Annotated in this window: 12 protein-coding genes and 1 pseudogene; 9 read left to right on the top strand and 4 right to left on the bottom strand. The window is 71.2% G+C overall.

The annotated features are described in order from the left end of the window. The first annotated feature begins 43 nt into the window (after window positions 1-43). The 4 genes and pseudogenes from ACIQTP_RS45490 to ACIQTP_RS45475 form a co-directional block, all read left to right on the top strand. Window positions 44-2,854: a protein kinase gene (locus tag ACIQTP_RS45490; RefSeq protein ID WP_403411741.1), complete on the top strand. Its 2,811-nt coding sequence runs from the start codon at window positions 44-46 to the stop codon at window positions 2,852-2,854. A 164-nt stretch (window positions 2,855-3,018) separates the two neighbouring features. Then, window positions 3,019-4,797, top strand: a complete 1,779-nt coding sequence (locus tag ACIQTP_RS45485; protein ID WP_403411783.1) for a serine/threonine-protein kinase — start codon at window positions 3,019-3,021, stop codon at window positions 4,795-4,797. 110 nt (window positions 4,798-4,907) lie between these two features. Further along, a complete protein-coding gene (locus ACIQTP_RS45480; RefSeq protein WP_403411738.1) occupies window positions 4,908-6,587 on the top strand; it encodes a protein kinase in 1,680 nt (559 codons plus the stop codon). 102 nt (window positions 6,588-6,689) lie between these two features. After that, a pseudogene (locus ACIQTP_RS45475) lies at window positions 6,690-7,211 on the top strand (protein kinase); the annotation flags it as partial. Between the two features lie 483 nt (window positions 7,212-7,694). Here ACIQTP_RS45475 and ACIQTP_RS45470 read toward each other — a convergent pair. Beyond that, window positions 7,695-9,644, bottom strand: a complete 1,950-nt coding sequence (locus ACIQTP_RS45470) for a glycosyltransferase family 2 protein (protein ID WP_403411735.1) — start codon at window positions 9,642-9,644, stop codon at window positions 7,695-7,697. A gap of 590 nt (window positions 9,645-10,234) precedes the next feature. Here ACIQTP_RS45470 and ACIQTP_RS45465 point away from each other — a divergent pair. Together ACIQTP_RS45465 and ACIQTP_RS45460 are read left to right on the top strand one after the other, a co-directional pair. Continuing rightward, a complete protein-coding gene (locus tag ACIQTP_RS45465; protein WP_403411732.1) occupies window positions 10,235-11,872 on the top strand; it encodes a succinic semialdehyde dehydrogenase in 1,638 nt (545 codons plus the stop codon). 56 nt (window positions 11,873-11,928) lie between these two features. Then, window positions 11,929-13,734, top strand: a complete 1,806-nt coding sequence (locus ACIQTP_RS45460) for a GMC family oxidoreductase N-terminal domain-containing protein (protein ID WP_403411729.1) — start codon at window positions 11,929-11,931, stop codon at window positions 13,732-13,734. Window positions 13,735-13,852: 118 nt separating this feature from the next. Here the strand turns inward: ACIQTP_RS45460 and ACIQTP_RS45455 are convergent, their stop codons facing one another. Further along, window positions 13,853-14,827, bottom strand: coding sequence for an LAETG motif-containing sortase-dependent surface protein (locus tag ACIQTP_RS45455; protein ID WP_403411726.1), 975 nt, complete (start codon window positions 14,825-14,827; stop codon window positions 13,853-13,855). A gap of 223 nt (window positions 14,828-15,050) precedes the next feature. On the opposite strand from ACIQTP_RS45455, the gene ACIQTP_RS45450 reads away from it, so the two are divergent. After that, complete coding sequence (locus ACIQTP_RS45450) at window positions 15,051-16,292, top strand: hypothetical protein (protein WP_403411723.1); 1,242 nt, start codon at window positions 15,051-15,053, stop codon at window positions 16,290-16,292. A gap of 499 nt (window positions 16,293-16,791) precedes the next feature. Here the strand turns inward: ACIQTP_RS45450 and ACIQTP_RS45445 are convergent, their stop codons facing one another. Continuing rightward, window positions 16,792-17,115 (bottom strand): chorismate mutase, encoded by a 324-nt coding sequence (locus ACIQTP_RS45445; protein WP_402036000.1) that lies wholly within the window; start codon window positions 17,113-17,115, stop codon window positions 16,792-16,794. 404 nt (window positions 17,116-17,519) lie between these two features. Between ACIQTP_RS45445 and guaA the strand changes: the two genes are divergently transcribed. Beyond that, window positions 17,520-19,100, top strand: a complete 1,581-nt coding sequence (gene guaA / locus ACIQTP_RS45440) for a glutamine-hydrolyzing GMP synthase (RefSeq protein ID WP_402034829.1) — start codon at window positions 17,520-17,522, stop codon at window positions 19,098-19,100. A gap of 9 nt (window positions 19,101-19,109) precedes the next feature. On the opposite strand, the gene ACIQTP_RS45435 is transcribed toward guaA, so the two are convergent. After that, on the bottom strand, window positions 19,110-19,628 hold the full coding sequence (locus ACIQTP_RS45435; protein ID WP_403411720.1) for a pyridoxamine 5'-phosphate oxidase family protein: 519 nt from the start codon (window positions 19,626-19,628) through the stop codon (window positions 19,110-19,112). Between the two features lie 189 nt (window positions 19,629-19,817). Between ACIQTP_RS45435 and ACIQTP_RS45430 the strand changes: the two genes are divergently transcribed. Beyond that, entirely contained in the window at window positions 19,818-20,612 is a 795-nt protein-coding gene (locus ACIQTP_RS45430; RefSeq protein ID WP_095853046.1) for a class II aldolase/adducin family protein, read from the top strand. Window positions 20,613-20,765: the final 153 nt, after the last annotated feature.

The raw sequence follows: 20,765 nt of genomic DNA, 5'->3' as shown, positions 1-20,765 counted from the left end.
CAAGGCGAACGGAATTGACCACCGGGCGGCCGGGGGAGGCATCGTGGACGACTATGCGGGACGGGTACTCGCCGACCGTTACCGCCTGCCGCTGCCGCCCTCCGACGAGTACGAACTCGCCGAGAGCCGGGCCTTCGACACCTACAGCGGACAGGAAGTCCTCGTCCGGCAGGTGCCGTTGCCGGAGGTCGTCGAGGCGGAGATGCTCGACGCGGACGGCCTGCCCGAGGGGTTCGTGGCGCGGGACGGCGGGGTGCGGCGCGCCTCCGCACGGACTACGCGCAGGCCCACCGAACCCGCCGTACGACGGGCGATCGAGGCGGCGCAGGCCGCCGCGCAGATTCCCGACCATCCCCGGCTCGACCAGGTCTTCGACGTGTTCGCCGAGGGCGGGTCGTTGTGGATAGTGAGTGAGCTGGTGCCGGCGCGGTCGCTGGCCGCGCTGCTCGCCGAGAAGCCGCTGAGCCCCTATCGGGCGGCCGAGGTCGCCGCCGACGTCGTCACCGCGCTGAGGGTGCTGCACGCGCACGGATGGATCCACCGCAACATCACCGTGCGCACGGTGCTCGTCTGCGACGACGGCCGTGTGATGCTGACCGGCCTGGCCGCCGGCGCCGCGGAGGAGGCGCTGTGCGGGTACGACCCGGTGCCGGTACAGGACTTCGAGGGCCCCGGGGGCGGGGGAGGCACCGGTGCACCCCACGCGGGTGCCGGTGCGGACTCACGAGCGGGCACGGACACGGGCGCCGGCGTCCCGCGTGGCGCGGCCCGTACGCGCGGTACCGCGCCTGGTGGAGTGAGCGGAGGGCTGCCCGGCGGGGGAGCCGGTGGTGTGTCCGGCGGGGGCCTTGGCGCCTCGTCCGGCGCGGTGGTGGCCAGTGCTCAGGGGGCCGACGCCGAGGCCGCGCGGCGGGCCGCGATCGAGGCGCGGGCCGAGAACGCCACTCCCGTGGGCGAGCCGCCCGCCGACGGCGGGGCGGCCCTGGCGCGCAGGGCGCTGGAGGCCGGAGGCGACGCCCGGGCGGCCCGGGCCGGGGCCATCGCCGCGTACCGGGCCGGGGCCCGGGCCGCGGCGCGCGTGCACGAACAGCAGCGGGGCGGTCCGGCGGCACTGCCCGCGCCCCGTCCCGCCCCACCGGCCGACGGCTCCGTGCCGGGGGAGCAGGGTTCCGGGCAGGGCGTGGAGCAGCGGCCCCAGACCCCGCCCCCCGGTCAGATCGCCGACCCGTACGGCGTCGGGCGCGCGGGCGCGTGGCCCAGCGCGCAGCCCCGCCCCGGAACCACCCCCGGCCCCGGTACCGGCCCTGGCTTCGGTGGTCCCGGCCCCGGCGGCGACGGCGGTCAGGGGCGCCCGGCGCTCCCCGGCCCCGCGGCCGGTCAGGGAAGTGGCCACAGCGGCACCCCGGGACCCCAGGGCCCGCACGGCGCCCAGGGCCCCCACGGCATCCACAACCACGGCACCCCTGCCCTCGTGCCCGGACAGCAGTCCGCCCCCGCCCCGGCCCCCAACGGCCGTTGGGACGAACTGGTCGCCGGCGCGCCCCCGCGGCGCGGTCCCGCCACCGCGCTCGCCGCGGAGCGGGCCCGGCAGGCGCGGATGGCCGTCGTCGGTCCGGTGACCGAGCGATGGGCGCCGGAGCAGGCCGGGCCGGTGCACGAGAACTGGCAGTTGGCGGCGCCGATCGGCCCCCAGACCGATCTGTGGGCGCTGGGCGCCCTGCTCTTCCGGGCCGTCCAGGGACACGCGCCCTACCCGGAGGACAACACCGCGGAGCTGGTGCAGCTGGTCTGCGCGGAGCCACCCGCGTTCGCCGAGGAGTGCGGGCCACTGCGGCCCGTCGTGGAGTCACTGCTGCGTCAGGACCCCACCGAGCGGCTGGACTTCGAGGAGCTGAGCGGCTGGCTGCGCTCGCTGGTGAGGTCCGCGCCGGAGCCCGAGGCGGGCGCACACGTGGTCGCGGCGCCGCCCGTCGACCCCAGTCGGCTGCCGATCGTACGGCGCAGGGGCGAGCTCGTCCGCAGGCGCCGGGCCAGGCTGCCCGCCACCAGCGCACACGCCCGCCACAAGCGCGCGAAGCCCGACCGGCAGGCGAGGCCGGCCAGGTCGACGGAGTCGGCCAAGCCCCGCAAGCTGGGCCGGAACCTGGTCCTGCTGGTCCTGCTCCTGCTGGCCGCGGCGGTCGCGTACGCGATGGTCTTCATGCCGAAGAAGACCGACGCGAACGGCGAACGGACCGGCTCCGCGGGCCAGGTGAGCCCGGCACCCGGGAACACCGCGGGCACGGGCGCCGACGGCAGCGCCAGCAGCCGGCCGCGCCCCGACCAGACCTCTCCCGGCACGGACACGAACCCGTCGGGCGGCGCGAGTTCGACGACCTCGCAGTCCAACGACCCGGCGGTCGGCCAGGGCTTCACCCTGCGCAAGGATTCCGAGGGTTTCCAGGTCGCCGTGGCCAACGGCTGGAACCGCACGCCCAAGAACGGGCGCGGCCAGGTGGTCTACTCCCAGGGCGACTTCGAGCTCATCGTCGTACCCGGACGGGACAGCACCAGCAAGTACGGCAGTGATCCGCTGACGTACCAGCGCGAGACCGAGAGTGAGTTGCAGCCGTTCCGCGACTCGACATGGGCCACGTCCAGCGGGATGCGGCGGATCGACGTGGGCGGACGGACCATGGCGGAGGGGCAGTTCACCTGGCAGAACTCCGCCGGGCAGTCGCTGTACGTCCGCAATCTCGCGATCGTCGTCGCCGGCCGCTACCACGTGGTGCAGGTGCGCGGCCCGGAGGCCGAACGGGACGAGGTCACCCGGCTGTACGAGCAGGCGTCGGCGACGTACCAAGTCACCGGCTGAGCAATTCCCGTAGTCGTGAACCGCTGAACGCCGAATGGTTCCCTCCCGTATCCGGAAGGGAGAACCGTCACAGTGCGGTCTCCGTACGACCCCGCCGGTTCCCTGCGCGGGGACCGCTCTTTAGTCTGACCCTGTCAATACCATTGCGGGGAAACGTGAATCAGATGCAGGGCCTGCTCCTCGCGGGCCGCTACCGACTTGTCGAATCCATCGGCAGCGGTGGCATGGGCCGCGTGTGGCGCGCGCACGACGAAGTGCTGCACCGTGCCGTCGCGGTCAAGGAGCTGACGGCCGCGTTGTATGTGACGGAGAGCGACCGGGCCGTGCTGTTGGCGCGCACCCACGCCGAGGCGCGGGCCGCCGCCCGGATCAACCACTCGGCCGTCGTCACCGTGCACGACGTCCTGGATCACGACAACCGGCCCTGGATCGTCATGGAGCTGGTCGAGGGCAACTCACTGGCCGACGAGGTCAAGGAGAAGGGGCGCGTCGAGCCGGCCGAGGCGGCGCGGATCGGGCTGTGGGTGCTGCGCGCCCTGCGCGCCGCGCACTCCGCCGGCGTGCTGCACCGTGACGTGAAGCCCGGGAACGTACTGCTGTCCTCCGACCGGCGGGTGCTGCTCACCGACTTCGGGATCGCGCAGGTCGAGGGCGACACGACCATCACGCGTACCGGCGAGATCGTCGGCTCGGTCGACTATCTGGCGCCCGAGCGGGTGCGCGGGCACGACCCCGGTCCGTCCGCCGACCTGTGGGCGCTCGGCGCGACGCTGTACACGGCGGTGGAGGGGCGGTCGCCGTTCCGGCGAACCTCGCCGCTGACCACCATGCAGGCCGTGGTCGACGAGGAGCCCGCGTCACCGCAGCACGCCGGTCCGCTCGGGCCCGTCATCACCGCGCTGCTGCACAAGGACCCGGCCGTGCGGCCGGGTGCGGATGAGGCCGAGCAGATGCTCGCCGAGGCCGCGGAGGGGCGCCGGCCGAGTGCGGCGCAGGCGTATGTGCCGACGCAGCAGCACGTGGACACGGGCACCATGGGGATGGGTGCGCAGCGGGCGGCGTCCTACGGGACGGCGCACCATGGCACGGGATCGCAGGGCGCCGCGCCCCACGGACCGGGGGCGCACGAGACGGCGTCGCACGGGTCCGTGGCGCACGGGTCCGTGGCGCACGGACCGGGCGCGCACGGATCGGGCGCGCACGGGGCGACTCCGACGCTTCATGCGCCGGTGCCCGGTCCCTTGGGCGACGGCACCGGCACCGGGGGCGCGTCCGGGCGACGGCGCCGCGGTCGTACGATCGCCCTCGTCGTCGTACTCACCGCGCTGATCGGCGGTGGCGGCGCCGTGGCCACGAACTACATGAACGGCGCGCGGAACGGCGACTCGCACAACAGTGCCTCGCCCGGCACCGCGAACCCCGGTACCACCAAGCCCGGCAGCACCCCGACCGCGACTTCGGGCACCCAGGAGCCATCCGGCGCCGTGCCCGACTCCTGGGTGCAGCGGGACGACGTCGAGGGCTTCACCATCTCCCTGCCCGACAAGACCTGGCAGCGGCAGGCCAACGGCAACCAGGTCGACTACACGCCCGACGGCGGCAAGCACTTCGTCCGCATCGCCATCGACGACTCGCCGGACTTCCCCACCCCGTACGCACATCAGCTGGACCTGGAACAGCAGTTGACCAAGCTGGTCGACTACCGCCGGGCGCTTCTGCAGTCCAACACGTTCCGCGACTGCCCGGGCTCCCTGTGGGACTTCACCTGGACCGCGCTGGAGAAGCAGACACCGTTCCCCGGCAAGCGGCGGGCGATCGAACAGACGTACCTCAGCCGTGAGGGTGTCGAATACGCGATCTACATGTCCTCGCCCGCGGCGGACTGGGACACCGCGCGGCGGCAGTTCGACCTGATACTCCGCAGCTGGCTTCCCAAGACCTGACGGGCCGGACGGACAGGAACTGGCCGCAACCGGTCTGACGAGGCCGGATAACAGCCATCGCGTGTGCAGGGACCCGGAGCGCGTCCGTCCGGTGCGGCATGATGGGGCGTATGGGGACCGAGGGGGAGAACGTCCGTGTGATCGCCGGCCGTTACCGGCTGGAGGCCAGGATCGGCCGGGGCGGCATGGGCGTCGTCTGGCGCGCCACCGACCAACTGCTCGGCCGGCAGGTCGCGGTGAAGGAACTCGCCCTCGACGACTCGCTCTCCGACGACGAGTCCCGGATGCAGCGCGACCGCACCCTGCGCGAGGCCCGCGCGGTCGCCCAGCTGCACCACCCGCACATCATCGTCGTGCACGACGTGGTCGAGGAGGCCGAACGGCCGTACATCGTCATGGAGCTGATCGACGGCGGCTCGCTCGCCGAGCGGATCTCCGCCGACGGTCCCGTCGACGCGCGCGAGGCCGCCCGGATCGGCCTCGCCCTCCTCGGCGCCCTGCACCGCGCGCACGAAGCGGGTGTCCTGCACCGTGACCTCAAGCCCGCGAACGTCCTGATGGAGGCGGGCAGCGACCGTGTCGTGCTCACCGACTTCGGTATCGCCCAGGTCGCGGGCGCCACGACCCTCACCGAGAGCGGGTCGTTCGTCGGCTCGCCCGAGTACACCGCGCCCGAGCGGATGTCCGGGGTCAGGACCGGCCCCGAGTCCGATCTGTGGTCGCTCGGCGCGCTGCTCTGCACGGTCCTGAGCGGCGAATCGCCCTTCCGCCGTGACTCGTTGGGCGGCATCCTGCACGCCGTCGTCATGGACGAGATCCGCCCGCCCGCGCAGGCCGCGCCCCTGCTGCCCGTCGTACGGGGGCTGCTGGAGCGCGATCCGGAGCGGCGGCTCGGCGCGGTGGAGGCGGAGCGGCTGCTCAAGGCGTTCCTGGAGACGGGCCGTACGCCGCGGGCCGCGTCGGCCGGTTACACGCCCACGCAACGGGACGTACCGAAGCGGAAGTCGCCCGTCCAGCAGGCCGCGCACCCCTCCCCTCCACCGGTCCCTCCTCCTGCCGCCGCGTCCGATCGAGTCCCGAAGCGCTCGGCGCGGACGATGCTCGTCGTCGCGGCGCTGGCCGCCGCCGTGGCCGGGGCGGGCGTGTCGGCGGCGCTGCTGGTGAACCACGGCGGGGGTGGCGGCGGGGGCGGTACGTCGACTCCGTCCGCCAGTTCGGCGCCGGGCACGTCCGTGAGCGCCTCGCACTCCCCGAGCGCGCCCGGAGCGCCGGGGACTTCGGCCTCACCGAGCCCCGCCCCCACGGTCACCGTCACCCGGCACCAGAAGCCGACCGCCGCATCCGGCACGGCGCCCTCGGGCTACCGGACGGTCCATGACCCGGACGGGTTCTCGCTCGCCGTGCCGGACGGCTTCACCCGCGATCCGGAGGGCGAGCGGATCTTCTATCTGTCGCCGGGCCAGACCTTCCGCCTCGGCATCAAGGCGACCGACCCCGAGGCGGGCGGCCCGCTCGGGGTGATGCGGCGCGCCGACGCCGACGGGCCGTCCACGAACCCGGGCTACCACGACGGCACCGTCACCTCGACCACGCACGACGGACAGTCCGCCGCGCTCTGGGAGTTCACCTGGAGCGGCTTCAGCGAGGCGGAGGGCGGGCGGCACACGTACGACCTCTGCTGGGAGGAGGGCGGCCGGATGTACGACGTGTGGGTGTCGGCGCCGGTCGGCAAGGTGACGGAGGCGAAGGAGTACTTCGACGTGGCGTTGGACACCTTCGTGGCCCCGTAGACGGAGATGAACAGGAGATAAGGGGCGCCCCGCGTCACGGGTCTGTGACCGGTGCGCGACGGGTCTGGATGCCGGAGAGCGTGCCGCGACAGGGATGGACCCATGAGGAACAACGGGGGAGTCCCTTACGGGTCCGACGAACCGACGAGTTTCGTTCTGCAACCGCCGACCCGGGTCGCCCCGGAGCCGACGGTCGAGTCCGCACTCGATCCGGTGCCCGCACTCGATCCGGTGCCCGCACCCGATCCCGTGACCGCACCCCATCCCGACCCCGGCACCGGGCGGCTCGTCGCGGGCCGCTACCGGCTGCTCGGCAAGCTCGGTCACGGTGGGATGGGGACGGTCTGGCGGGCCAAGGGCGAGACGGTGGACCGTGAGGTCGCCGTCAAGGAGCCGCGCGTCCCGGACCACCTTCCCGAGCGTGAACGCGCCAATGTCTTCGAGCGGATGCGCCGCGAGGCGCGCGCCGCGGCCCGGCTCGACCACCCCGCGGTGGTGAACGTCCACGACGTCGCGGTCGTGGACGGACAGCCCTGGATCGTCATGGAGCTGGTGCGGGGCCGTTCGCTGGGCGCAGCCCTCCAGGAGGGCACCCTCGGGGTGCGGGAGGCGGCGCGTATCGGTTTCTGGGGGCCGTCCTTCGCGCTCTTCGACGTGGCCTTGAACCCGCCCGCGCAGCCCTTGACCGCGTCGGAGACGGAGGACATGGCCTTCTGGGCGCCGTCGCCCTCGTACGAGGAGAGCGAGACGATGGCGCTTGGCCTCCACCGGTGTGGCCATGGTGTTGACGTACGCGGTCGAGTCGCCCGGCGCGAAGCCGGTGAGGACATAGGCGAGTGGCGCGCACTTCTCGTCGACGACGGTGATCTCCTCCTTGGAGGAGGCGAACCGCTCGGACTGGTCGGCCGCCGCGAAGCGGTATCCGTCGAGGTCGCCCCTGCCGACGATCAGCTTCTTCAACTCGGCGCCGCTCAGGGCCTTGACCGTGGCCGTCGCCCCCGTGCCGCCCTTCGCCTTGTCACCTGAGCCGGAGTCCGAACTAGAGTCGGAACAGCCCGTGGCCAGGGAAACGTCAAGTCGGTGAAGCGCAGCCCAGGATGGTGGCGGTCACGCCTTCAGCTTGCCCGCGACTGCCTTGACCAGGTCGGTCCTCGCGACCAGCAGGGCGAAGCGCCCGCCGGAGCCGGAAGCCGACTTCGCGTACCAGGGCAGACCCCGGCGGCGCCACTTGCTCGCTTCCAGGTCCTTCGGGATCTTCGGCAGGGCGAAGGACCAGCCGGAGAGTCGAAGCTCGCCGGTCCAGACGCCGGCGGCGAGGTCGGAGACCGGTACGCGGGCGGTGAAGGTGTCGGCGTGGGCGGTGCGTGCGACGGGGAAGGCGGCGGTGGCGCCGCTGTCGTTGCTGAGGGCCAGGGTCAGCGGGCCGTCCGGGTAGGCGCCGAGGGTCCAGCGGCCGGTGATCAGCAGTTCGGTGGGGTTGCTGGCGTTCCAGCGCGACTCCCCGAACTTGACGTGCGGCAGGACCCGGTTCTTCTTCTCGCCCAGGTCGAGCGTGAAGTTGCCGTGCGGCTTGGTGGTGTAGAGGGTGACGGCGCGCACGCCGCGGGTGGTGTCCACGACACGGGTGTCCGCCTCGCCGGAGACGTCCAGGGCCCGCTTGCTGCCGATCCGTACCTCACGGGACAGCCCCTGGGCGCCGACGGCCAGGGAGATGTCCCACAGCCCGTCGCCGAGCGGCGCGCCGCCCGCGGCGGTGTCGATGTCGACGGTCGTCTCGAATCCGGCCTCTTCGTAGGTGTACGCGCCCTCGTCCTCGTGCGCACCGAGCCCCGGCGTGGCGGTGTGCCGGACGGGAAGCCGGTACTCGGTCCCGCTGTCGCGCTCGCGCAGGACGAGGTCGGTGGTGACGTCCTCGGTGGCGACGCGGTGGAGGTAGGCATGCCCGGCCAGGCGGAGGGTGGTGCCGTGCAGCTCGGCGCGGGTGACCTGGTGACGCAGGCCGAGCTGGTCGGTGACGTCGTAGCAGCCGTCCGGGACGCAGCGGGCGGGGTCGCGGAGGAAGGGGTAGCGGGCGTAGGCCCGGCCCCCGTCGACCAGCACGGGAGTGGCGACCTTGCTCTTGGCCAGCTGATTCTCGAACCTGGTCAGTTCGAGCACCTCGTCGAGCATCCGGTGTCGTACGAGGTGGAGCCGGAGCCGGGCCATCGCCGAGAGCTGGTCGTTCAGCCCCTCGTGCCACAGCGGTGCGATGGCGTCGGCGAGCCGGTCCAGCTGCTTCTGCTGCAGCTCGCGGGGTTCGCGCGCCACATGACCGAGGAGCTGCTGTACCTCGACGGTCAGATGCCGGTGTGCGAGGTGGTCGCGGCCCGGGCCGGCCGGCACGTTCTCCAGGATCACGTCGACGATGCGCGGCAGGAACCGCAGGCGGGGCTCGGAGCCCCCGGTCTGCAGGGTGATGTTGCCGTCGTCGTCCCGCTGCACCCAGTACAGGCAGTCGTACGAGGCCAGCACGGAGATCCCCGAGGCGTGCAGGTACGCCGGGCCGACGAACATCTGGTCCTCGCCGATCTTGAGATCGGTCGGGAAGCGGAGGTGGTGCCGTTCCAGGAGGTCGCGACGGAACAGCTTCATCGGGTTCAGGGTCCAGTAGACCCGCGAGGAGAAGACGTCGGTCTTCGGCTGGTCGCGCCGGAACATGGACGTGGGCGCGCCGCGTCCGCCCACGCCGACCATCTTGCCGAGGACGACATCCGTGCCGTTCTCCTCGGCCATCGCCACCATGCGCTCCAGGGCCTCCGGCCCCAGGTAGTCATCGGCGTCGAGGAAGAACACGAACTGTCCCCGCGCGTGGTCGAGTCCGCGGTTGCGCGGGGCGGAGGGGCCACCCGAGTTCTCCTGATGGATCACCCGCATCAGGGCCGGATACGCGTCGGACAGCCGCTCGAGTTCGGCGGCCGTGCCGTCCGTGGAGCCGTCGTCGACGACGATGATCTCCAGCTTGTCCTGCCCGATGCTCTGATCGGCGACGGACGTAATGCACCGTGTCAGGTAGGGCATCGCGTTATAAGCAGCGACAATCACCGAAACAGTGGGCACAGCCATCGTCACGTTCTCCTGGCAAGACGGGGCACGCCCCTCGTTTGCTGGCCACTTGGGGAACCGCGTAAGCAAGATCCATATAGGTGGGAGAAGGTGCCGACAGAGATGTGAACATACCGTGAGTCGTCAGTGCGTTCAACATGAATGGTCGGTGAAGTGAGAACCCGGAGTGTGGTTCAGCTCACTTCTCGAATGACCGATTCGCTCACGCTTTCTCCTGAAAACAGTGCTCCGGATAATTGGTGCGGGAAAGGGTAGCGCGGTAAAAGAGGGTTTTCCTGGGAAATTTCCCTTGCGGTAATCGTTGGGTATCGGCGGAGCATAAGTGGGGCATAAAGGGTGCCCCGGACGCCGCGCACGCCGTCGGGGCACCTCGCTGCTCAGGAGCGCCCGCGCACGCCTCGGCGTCGGCAGACGGCGCTGAGCTCCCGAACAACGCCCTGATCAGGGCGTTCGCTGCCAGTGCCCACTGGCACGATGTGCGCAGTCGGTGAAAGCGGGTTACCAACGGGTACCCAAAGCCCCCGCTCCGTCATACGCTGCGCCTCATGACGGACTCGCAGGCCTCGGAAAGCACCGGCACGGTCAAGTCGGAAAAGACCGGCACCAACCCCCTCGCCCCCGCCCCCGTGGGCGCCCGGACCGCCGCCGACGTGGTCACGCCCGAGCTGGTCGCGCAGCTCACCAAGGGTGTCGTCGGCTCCGGACGGACCGCCAACCACACCCCGTTCACCGGCGAGAAGCTGGCCGACCTGCCCGAGTCCACCCCCGAGGACGTACAGGAGGCCTTCGAGCGGGCCCGTAGGGCGCAGGTCGCCTGGGGTGCCACGCCCGTACGGCAGCGCGCCGCCGTCCTGCTCCGCTTCCACGACCTGGTGCTCGCCCGCCAGGCCGAGGTGCTCGACCTCATCCAGCTGGAGACCGGCAAGGCCCGGCTGCACGCGCACGAGGAGGTGCAGGCCGTCGTGGTGGCCGCCCGCCACTACGGCAGGAAGGCTCCCGCCTACCTCCGCCCCAAGCGGCACGCCGGGGCCATGCCCACCCTCACCAAGGTCACCGAACTGCGCCACCCGCGCGGCGTCGTGGGCCAGATCGCGCCCTGGAACTACCCCCTCGAACTCTCCGTCGGCGACGCGCTCCCGGCCTTCGTCGCGGGCAACGCGGTCGTCATGAAGCCGGACACCGAGACCTGCCTCACCGCCCTGTGGGCGCGTGACCTGCTCATCGAGGCCGGGCTGCCCGCCGAGGTCTTCCAGGTCGTCATCGGGGACGGTCCGGTCGTCGGGCCGGAGGTCGTCAAGCACGCCGACTACGTCTCCTTCACCGGGTCCACCCGGACCGGCCGCGAGGTCGCCCAGGGCGCCGCCGCCCGGCTCGTGGGCGTCTCCCTCGAACTCGGCGGCAAGAACGCGATGGTGGTCCTGGAGGACGCCGACATCGACAAGGCCGCCGCGGGCGCCGTCCGCGCCTGCTTCTCCTCCGCAGGGCAGCTCTGCATCTCCATCGAGCGCTTGTACGTCCACGAGTCCGTCGCCGACGCGTTCGCGGAGCGCTTCGCCGCCCGGACCAAGGCCATGCGGCTCGGCACCTCCCTCGCCTACGGCGCCGACATGGGCTCGCTGGTGGGGGAGCGGCAGCTGGAGACCGTGACCCGGCATGTGGAGGAGGCGGTCGCGAAGGGCGCGAAGGTCGTCGCCGGTGGCGTCGCCCGCCCCGACATCGGCCCCTACTTCTACGAGCCCACCATCCTCGACGGCGTGGAGGCCCCCATGGCCGTCTGCAACGAGGAGACTTTTGGGCCTGTCGTCTCCCTCTACCGCTTCAAGACGGACGACGAGGTCGTCGAACTCGCCAACTCCACGTCGTACGGTCTCAACTCCTCCGTCTGGACGAAGGACGGGCGGCGCGGACGCGCGGTCGCGGCGCGGCTGCGCACCGGCACGGTGAACGTCAACGAGGGATACGCGCCCGCGTACGGCAGTGTCCAGTCGCCGATGGGCGGCATGAAGGACTCCGGCCTCGGCCGCCGGCACGGCTCCGAGGGCATCCTCAAGTACACCGAGGCGCAGACCGTCGCCCAGCAGCGGCTGCTGCCGATGGCGCCCTCGCTCGGCATGGACGACGAGAAGTACGCGCAGTTCATGAGCCGCAGCCTGAGGGTGATGAAGGCGATCCGGCTGCGATAAGGCCCCGGCAAGGGTTCCGTCAGGCCGCACCACGTTCTCAATGAGGAGAGCAGCACGTGTCACAGGAGAACTCCGTCCACTACCCGGACGACACCGCTTACGACTACGACGTCATCGTCGTCGGCTCCGGATTCGGTGGTTCGGTCACGGCCCTCAGGCTCACCGAAAAGGGCTACCGCGTAGGTGTGTTGGAAGCCGGCCGTCGCTTCACCCGCGACGCCCTGCCCAAGAACTCCTGGGACATCAAGAACTACCTGTGGGCGCCGGCGCTCGGTATGTACGGCATCCAGCGCATCCATCTGCTGGGCAACGTCATGGTGCTGGCGGGCGCCGGAGTCGGCGGCGGCTCCCTGAACTACGCCAACACCCTCTACGTACCGCCGAAGGCCTTCTTCGACGACCCGCAGTGGAAGGACATCACCGACTGGCAGGCGGAGCTGACGCCGTACTACGACCAGGCCCGCCGCATGCTCGGCGTACGGCTCAACCCGACGATGACCCCCTCCGACGTCCATCTCAAGGCGGCCGCGCAGCGGATGGGCGTCGGCGACTCCTTCCACATGGCGCCGGTCGGTGTCTTCTTCGGCGACGGGCAGGACGCGGACGGCACGGCGAAGGCCTTGCCCGGCGGTGAGGCGGAGGACCCGTACTTCGGGGGCGCCGGGCCCGCCCGCAAGGCGTGCACCGAGTGCGGCGAGTGCATGACCGGCTGCCGGCACGGCGCGAAGAACACCCTCAACGAGAACTACCTGTACCTGGCGGAGAAGGCGGGCGCGGTCGTGCACCCGATGACCACCGTCGTGTCCGTCGCCGACGACTCGCAGGGCGGATACGCCGTCGCCACCCTGCCCACGGACGAGAAGCGCAAGGGCGAAGGGCGGACGTTCAAGGCGCGCAGGGTCGTCATCGCCGCGGGTACGTACGGCACGCAGACACTGCTGCACCGGATGAAGGCGGGCGGCCAACTGCCCTACCTCTCCCCGAGGCTGGGCGAGCTGACCCGCACCAACTCGGAGGCGCTGGTGGGCGCGCAGACCGACAACCGCCGCTACCGCAAGGCGCACGGCACGCCCAAGGCCGACTTCACCCAGGGTGTCGCCATCACGTCGTCGATCCACCCGGACGAGAACACCCACATCGAGCCCGTCCGCTACGGCAAGGGTTCGAACGCCATGGGCGGCCTGTCCATCCTCCAGGTCCCGTACGCGGAGGGCTCGTCGAGGGTGGCGGGTTGGCTGGCGAACGCGGCGAAGCACCCCCTCCTCGTGCTCCGCTCGCTCTCCAACCGCCGCTGGTCCGAGCGGACCATCATCGGGTTGGTGATGCAGTCGCTCGACAACTCCCTGACGACCTACCTGAAGCCGAAGGGCGCGGGCAAGGGCCTGCTGACGGCCCGGCAGGGCCACGGCGCGCCCAACCCCAAGCAGATCAGGGCCGCGTCCGAGGCCGCGTCCGCCGTCGCCGCGGAGATCAACGGCTTCGCGGGCAGCAACGTGGGCGAGCTGATGGGAACGCCGCTGACCGCGCACTTCCTGGGCGGCTGCCCGATCGGCGACTCCCGGGAGACCGGCGTGATCGACCCGTACCACCGGCTGTACGGCCACCCGGGCATCTCCGTCGTCGACGGCGCCGCGGTCTCCGCGAACCTCGGGGTGAACCCTTCGCTCACCATCACCGCCCAGGCCGAACGCGCGATGTCGTACTGGCCCAACAAGGGCGAGGCGGACCCGCGTCCGGCGCCGGGAGCGGCGTACGAGCGTCTGAAGCCGGTCGAGCCCCGTGACCCGGCGGTGCCCGCGGACGCCTTCGGCGCGCTGCGGCTGCCGTTCCTGGGGATGCCGACGGTGCCCCCGAAGCAGTAAGCGGCGGCCGTGGGTGGGACGGCTCGTCTGAACGCGAAGAAGGACCTGTGCCCCCCTCCGAGCCCAGGTCCTTCTTCTCTTACGAGGCTGCTGCCCACGTGGGTGGGCCGGTCACCGCTTACGCGGTCGCGTCACCCGACTTGCGACGACGCACCACGAACACCGCACCCGCACCGGCGACGACGGCGATGCCACCGGCAAGCGCGATCATCGGCAGGGCCGAGCTGGAGCCGGTCTCGGCGAGGCTGCCGTTGACCTCAGGGGTGTTGCCCTTGTCGGCCGGCTTGTCCGAGACCGGAACCTTGCCGCCTTCCTGCGGCTTGGTGCCATCGGTGTCGGTACCCGAGGAGACGATCTGGAACTTGTACGCGACCTCGCCGAAGCCGGTGCACTGGCCGTCCGTGTCGCCGTAGATGCTGGCGCCGAGCGAGAAGCCGGCGCCGACCGGGGCGCTGGACTTCACGTTGATACGGAGCGGGATGTCGACCTCGTAGTCGGGCTTGAGCTCGTCGGTGTAGCCGACGTAACCGACCGCGTAACCCTCGGAGTCGACGTCCTCCCAGGCCTTGGTGTCCTCGTTGTACGCCTGGAGCTGGACCTTCTTGCTCTGGAAGAGGTCGTCGCCCGCCTTGTCGGAGGACGCGCCGGCGAAGAAGCCGAGCTCGTTCAGCGTGGACTTGGAGTTGTTGACCACGTTCAGGGAGAACTTGTGCCAACCGCTGCCCGCCGCGATCTTGCCGGGCAGGCCGGAGATGGAGACGTCGACCTTGGAGTCCTGGCACTCGGACGGCTCGGGCTCCGGCGTGCCGGACGGCTCCGGCGACGTGGTGCTCGGCGTGGGGGTCGCGGAGGTCGAGGGGGTGGCGGTGGCGCTCGAAGCCGGAGGGGTCGCGGTCGCCGACGTGGACGCGGTCTCGGTGGGTTCGGGAGTGGTCTCGGTCGGGGACGCCGACGCGGACTCGCTCGCGGACTCGGACACCGTCGCGGTGGGGGTGGGGCTCTCGTCCGCGAACGCGGCCGGCGCCGAAAGCAGCGCCAGCGGGGCTATTGCTGCCGTTGCGGCCGCAAGGGCCATGGCACGGCGAAGCTTCATGAAGACCTCGGAAAGTCCGGTACCGCGTCGTAACGGTACGCGTATGGGATGAGGCCTCCGCGTGTGGGGCGCGGGTGTGGCCGTTGGTTCTGCAGGTGTGACCCGCGAAACCTGAGAACGGTTGTGCCTTCACTCACAGAATTCTTATGTGGGCTGTGTCACACGCGGATCTGCATGGATCTGCCTTGTGTACAGGCTTTCGATCCACTTAGAACTGATCCTCGTGTCTGACAAGCAGCCCGAAGGGGCGGGGGAGTCCGGGGAGTTCGAGCAACCCTCCGTCCCCGACGACGTGTGGGAGCGGTTCGCCCGCGACACCGAACGCGACATCCGCAGTTCGGCGCCGAAGGAGCCGTCCGCCCGGGCGCGCATGGTGACCGAACGGCTCCGGCAGAAGGACGCCCGGGGCGTCCAGCCGGAGGGGTGGCGAACGGGTCCGGCCTGGCGGGAGATGAACGGGCGCGCGGCCCGTCGGCGCCGGCTGTGGGCGATCCTCGGCGTGCCCGTCGCGATCGCCGTGGCGCTGGTGGCGGTCAAGCCGTCGCTGCTGCCCGGCGACCCCTTCGGCACGTCGTCCGATGCGTCGTCCGGTACGCCGTCCGGGGGCGCCTCCGCCGCCGCGCTGCCCGCCGAAACCGCGTCTCCGACCGCCGCTCCCTCCAGCGCCGCGCCCGACACTCCCACCCTCGACCGGCCGTTCGCCGGTTCGCCCGCCGAGCGCTGGGCCGACGGCGCCGCCGCCATCGTCGTACCGAAGGCGACGCCGGTCGGTACGTTCACGGGCGCGCAGGTGGCCGCGGCCCTGAAGCAGGCGAAGACCCTGCTCGTCGGCGCGAACCTGACCCCGGGGACCCTGCGCGGCGAGCGCCCCGTGAGCGCGCTCGCCGTCCTCGACCCGAAGCAGCCCCGCATGCTCGACGACGTGAACAGCTGGCTGCGCGCGCCGGGCAAGAAGCACGATCCGCTGATGCTCTTCAGCCGGTTCGACCCGGCCGAGGTGCGGCCGGCCGGGGATGTGGTCAAGGTCCGTGGCCGGATGACGTTCAAGGCGGGCGCGCACGGGTCCGTCGGCATCCACATGGACTACACGTTCGTCTACCCCCTGGTGCAGGCCGACCAGGCATCGAAGACGCCGGGGGCGCCGGGGGCGACGGGCGCTTCGGCCGAGGGCGCCGGCGGGGGCTCGACCGAGGTGGCCCGCACCATCGTGCGCCGCGTTCTCGACCTCGAACTCCTCGACCCGCGGAAGTACCAGGCCACTCCCGGCAAGCTGTCGGTCATCCGGTACGACCAGGACCTCGGCAACACCGCCTGCGATGTCTACGACGGTTTCCTGCACCCCCGGTTCGACTCGGCCGCCCCCACCGGCGCACCTCCGACGGGGCCCACGACCGACCCGTACGACCGCAGCCGGGACATCCAGCACTCCGGCACGGAGACGTGCGGCACGCTGTCCCGCACCTGACGGGAACGGGATCTGACGGGCGCGCGAAGGGCCCCGCGGGACGGAGACCGCGGGGCCCTTCTTCGCCAGCACCGACGTCAGGGCAGCGCCGGTGCCTGGGGAGCGGCGCCGGGGGTTGCGCCGCGGGTCTTGGTACGGACACGGGGTGGGGGGTTCGGACACTGGGCACGGGACTTGGGACCGTGGAGCGGAAGCCGAAGCCTGGGGTGTGCTCGGCCCGTTGAACAGATTCCGCCGGACGGCCCCGGGCGTCCCCGGAGCCGACCGTTCTCTTGAGTGACCGGGCTGCTGTCCCCTGCCGTCCGGTCACACCCCTGGGACGAGGTCCCACGACGTACGGCACGATCCGTACGTCTCATCGCCCCAGTGGAGCCACGCGTGGTTCTTTCGGGCCCGCCCCTGGCTGGCACGGACACCGGGACCAACGAAGTCCGCGGCGCCCCGGTCACGCGCCGTACGGGTGAGAGGGCATGCGTACGTGCGTACGTTGCGCAGCGGGTCAGACGCGGCCGCGGCACAGCTCCAGCAGCGTCATGGCGAGCGAGGTACCGGGCCTGCCGAGCGCGTCCCTGTACTGGGCGAGGATCTCCATCTCGCGCGAGAGGTTCACCCGGCGGCCACCGGACTCGATCCGGGCCTCCTGGATCACCTTCGACACGGCCATCCGTTCCTGGACGAGGCCGATGATCCGGTCGTCGAGGGCGTCGATGCGTTCACGGGCGCCGGTGATCACGTCTGCGGCCTCGTCGGTACGGGCGCCGGTCTTGTCGAGTACGTCGGCCATGGTGGGCTCCTCTTGGGATGAGGTGCCCCGGATCGGCAGGACCCGGAAACGACAGACGCCCCGGGCCTTGTCGGCCCGGGGCGCCTGGGAAGTCGCTTGTCAGTTGCTCAAGCAGCACGACCATGGCAGCCGGTGGGCCGGTTGCCATAGGTAAACAGGAAGGTCGCCTGCGTAAGCATGAAAACAGTATGCCCACAGGGCCGTGCCACGTCCAAGCGGGTTCGGATACTGAGATCCCGAGAGCCCCTTGAGGGGCGCTGCGGGCGTCTTCAGCCTGTCCGGCGTCTGAGGACGAGCCCTTCGGGCGATGCGGAGCCCCTGGAGGACTGGGGGATGGGACGGGTAGGGGCGGCGGGGGCGCAGAACCCGGGGCAGGCACGTCCCCGTGGAGCCCCGGTAGACTCGATACCCCACACCCCCTGCTCACCGCCGGAAGGCAAACCGTGCCAGAAGCGTCCCCCGCCGCCCCCGACACCGTCCTGGTCGTCGACTTCGGTGCGCAGTACGCCCAGCTCATCGCCCGCCGCGTCCGCGAGGCCCGGGTCTACAGCGAGATCGTGCCGAGCACCATGCCGGTCCAGGAGATGCTCGCCAAGAACCCGGCGGCGATCATCCTCTCCGGAGGCCCCTCGTCGGTGTACGCCGAGGCCGCCCCCCGCCTCGACCGAGCGATCTTCGAGGCCGGCGTCCCCGTCTTCGGCATGTGCTACGGCTTCCAGCTGATGGCGACGGCCCTCGGCGGCACGGTCGACAACACCGGCGCCCGCGAGTACGGCCGTACGCCCCTGCACGTCTCCAAGTCCGGATCGACCCTCTTCGAAGGCACCCCGGACGAGCAGTCGGTGTGGATGTCGCACGGCGACGCGTGCAGCGCCGCCCCCGAGGGCTTCACGGTCACGGCGTCCACGGACGTCGTCCCGGTCGCGGCCTTCGAGAACGACGAGAAGAAGCTGTACGGCGTCCAGTACCACCCGGAGGTCATGCACTCCACGCACGGCCAGCAGGTGCTCGAGCACTTCCTGTACCGCGGTGCGGGCCTCACGCCGGACTGGACGACCGGCAACGTCATCGACGAGCAGGTCGCCCTCATCCGCGAGCAGGTCGGCGACAAGCGCGCCATCTGCGGCCTCTCCGGCGGCGTGGACTCCGCCGTCGCCGCCGCCCTCGTACAGAAGGCCATCGGCTCCCAGCTGACCTGCGTGTACGTCGACCACGGCCTCATGCGCAAGGGCGAGACCGAGCAGGTCGAGAAGGACTTCGTGGCCGCGACCGGCGTACAGCTGAAGGTCGTGGACGCGCAGGAGCGGTTCCTCACCGCGCTCAAGGGCGTCTCGGACCCCGAGGAGAAGCGGAAGATCATCGGCCGGGAGTTCATCCGGGTCTTCGAGCAGGCCCAGGCGGACATCATCGCCGAGGCCGCGGAGGGCGAGGACGTCGCCTTCCTGGTCCAGGGCACGCTCTACCCGGACGTGGTCGAGTCCGGTGGCGGCACCGGCACGGCCAACATCAAGTCCCACCACAACGTGGGCGGTCTCCCCGAGGACCTCGAGTTCGAGCTCGTCGAGCCGCTGCGCAAGCTGTTCAAGGACGAGGTCCGGATGGTCGGGCAGGAGCTCGGTCTCCCCGACGAGATCGTCCAGCGCCAGCCCTTCCCGGGCCCGGGCCTCGGCATCCGGATCGTCGGCGAGGTGACGAAGGAGCGGCTCGACCTGCTCCGCGAGGCCGACGCCATCGCCCGCGAGGAGCTCACGGCGGCCGGTCTGGACCGTGACATCTGGCAGTGCCCGGTGGTCCTGCTCGCGGACGTCCGCAGCGTGGGCGTCCAGGGCGACGGCCGCACGTACGGCCACCCGATCGTGCTGCGCCCCGTCTCCTCCGAGGACGCGATGACCGCCGACTGGTCGCGCCTTCCGTACGAGGTCCTGGCCAAGATCTCGACCCGCATCACCAACGAGGTCGCGGACGTCAACCGAGTCGTCCTCGACGTCACGAGCAAGCCCCCGGGCACGATCGAGTGGGAGTAGTCCCACCCGTCAGGTCCGCCTGAGAGTCCGCACCGGCTCTCCGGGCGTCCAGACCTGGACGACCAGATACGTGTCGTCCTCGACGCAGGTCCGCACGACCTCCGTCAGCTCGGTGCGGAAGAGGTGGAACGGCTCCGGCGGTTCCACCTCTTTCACGTACGCGGCCCTGGCCGCCCCGTCGTCGACCTCGACGGCCCGTCCACTGATCCGGACGTCCCCGCCCCCCATCGCGGTGCCCGGCCCCGGGTTCGCCTGGAGCGCGAAGCGCGGGTCGCGGCGCAGGTCGAGTGCCTTGAGCGAGTCCGGCATCATGCCGAGCCACAGCTCGCCGCGCAGGAAACGCACCTCCAGGCCGGTGGTCCGGGGCGAACCGTCCTTGCGGAGAGTGGCGAGGACGTGGTGGGTGAAGGCCCCGAAACGTTCTTCGACCGACTGGGCGAGGGAGGGTTCGGCGGCGGCGAAGGTGCCCCAGCGCGTGGGGTTCGCATGTTCGGCGGGGCTCTCGGTAAGGCCGTTGGCAGCGCTCATACGGTGAGGGTGGCGCCAATACCCGACACCTACTGTCGGGTATTGGCGAGCGCTCGGCCGGCGCCCTCGGGCCCCGGCCCCGGCCCTCTCGTAACGGTTGCGCACTCTCTTCACCGAACGGCTCTGTTCTCCTGCACCGACCAGAGGTAACTTCCGCTCCGTATCGGACACGCCAGTGCTGGAGGACCTATGCAAGGGCCCACGCCGCCCGTGCCCCTGCCCACCGACCAGCTGCAGTTCGCCATGCCGCCGATGTACGACTCGTTGGACGACGAGCGACGCCATCGCAAGGAGCGGTTGGCCGGGGCGCTGCGGATCTTCGGGCGGCTCGGCTTCGAGGACGGGGTCTCCGGCCACATCACCGCGCGCGACCCGGAGTACAGCGACTGCTTCTGGGTGAACCCCTTCGGGATGCCCTTCAAGCACGTCACCGTGAGCGACCTGGTCATGGCCAACCAGGACGGGCAGGTGATCGAGGGCCGCTACCACGTGAACCAGGCGGCGTTCACCGTGCACGCCCAGGTCCACGCCGCCCGCCCCGACGTCGTCGCCGTCGCGCACTGCCACTCCGTGCACGGCCGCGCGCTGTCCGCCCTCGGTGACCTGCTCGACCCGATCAGCCAGGAGAGCTGCGCCTTCTACGAGGACCACGCGCTGTACGACTCGTACACCGGTGTCGCCGTGGACACCGAGGAGGGCCGCCGGATCGCCTCCGCGCTCGGCACCCGCAAGGCGCTCGTGCTGCGCAACCACGGGCTGCTGACCGTGGGCGACTCGGTGGACGCGGCGGCCTGGTGGTTCCTGTCGATGGAGCGCTCCAGCCAGGTTCAGCTGACCGCACGGGCCGCGGGCCGCCCGATCCTCATCGACCACAAGCAGGCGGTCGCGACCCGGGAGCAGCTCGGCGGCGACCTGGTGGCGTGGATCAACTACCAGCCGCTCTGGCAGGACATCAGCCGCAGCGAACCGGACCTCCTCAGCTGAATTCCGGAGCGCGACGGCCAGGGCCCTGGGGTCGGACAGGCCCTGGGGTCGGACAGGCCCTAGGTGTATTGATCACGAGCGTTGTTGACACTCGCCGGTGCTTGATCATGGCGAAGACCTCCGGTGTGGTGGAGCTGTCTAGGACTGCACCGC

This window comes from Streptomyces sp. NPDC090798 (genome assembly GCF_044768965.1).
Taxonomy (GTDB): domain Bacteria; phylum Actinomycetota; class Actinomycetes; order Streptomycetales; family Streptomycetaceae; genus Streptomyces.
This window is presented reverse-complemented; position numbering and strand designations above follow the sequence as displayed.

What these genes read in the sequence shown, in the direction of transcription:
- ACIQTP_RS45485 (WP_403411783.1), top strand. Translation starts at nt 3,019, where the DNA reads ATGCAGGGCCTGCTCCTCGCGGGCCGCTACCGACTTGTCGAATCCATC.
- ACIQTP_RS45480 (WP_403411738.1), top strand. Translation starts at nt 4,908, where the DNA reads ATGGGGACCGAGGGGGAGAACGTCCGTGTGATCGCCGGCCGTTACCGG.
- ACIQTP_RS45470 (WP_403411735.1), bottom strand. Translation starts at nt 9,644, where the DNA reads ATGCCCTACCTGACACGGTGCATTACGTCCGTCGCCGATCAGAGCATC.
- ACIQTP_RS45465 (WP_403411732.1), top strand. Translation starts at nt 10,235, where the DNA reads ATGACGGACTCGCAGGCCTCGGAAAGCACCGGCACGGTCAAGTCGGAA.
- ACIQTP_RS45455 (WP_403411726.1), bottom strand. Translation starts at nt 14,827, where the DNA reads ATGAAGCTTCGCCGTGCCATGGCCCTTGCGGCCGCAACGGCAGCAATA.
- ACIQTP_RS45435 (WP_403411720.1), bottom strand. Translation starts at nt 19,628, where the DNA reads ATGAGCGCTGCCAACGGCCTTACCGAGAGCCCCGCCGAACATGCGAAC.
- ACIQTP_RS45430 (WP_095853046.1), top strand. Translation starts at nt 19,818, where the DNA reads ATGCAAGGGCCCACGCCGCCCGTGCCCCTGCCCACCGACCAGCTGCAG.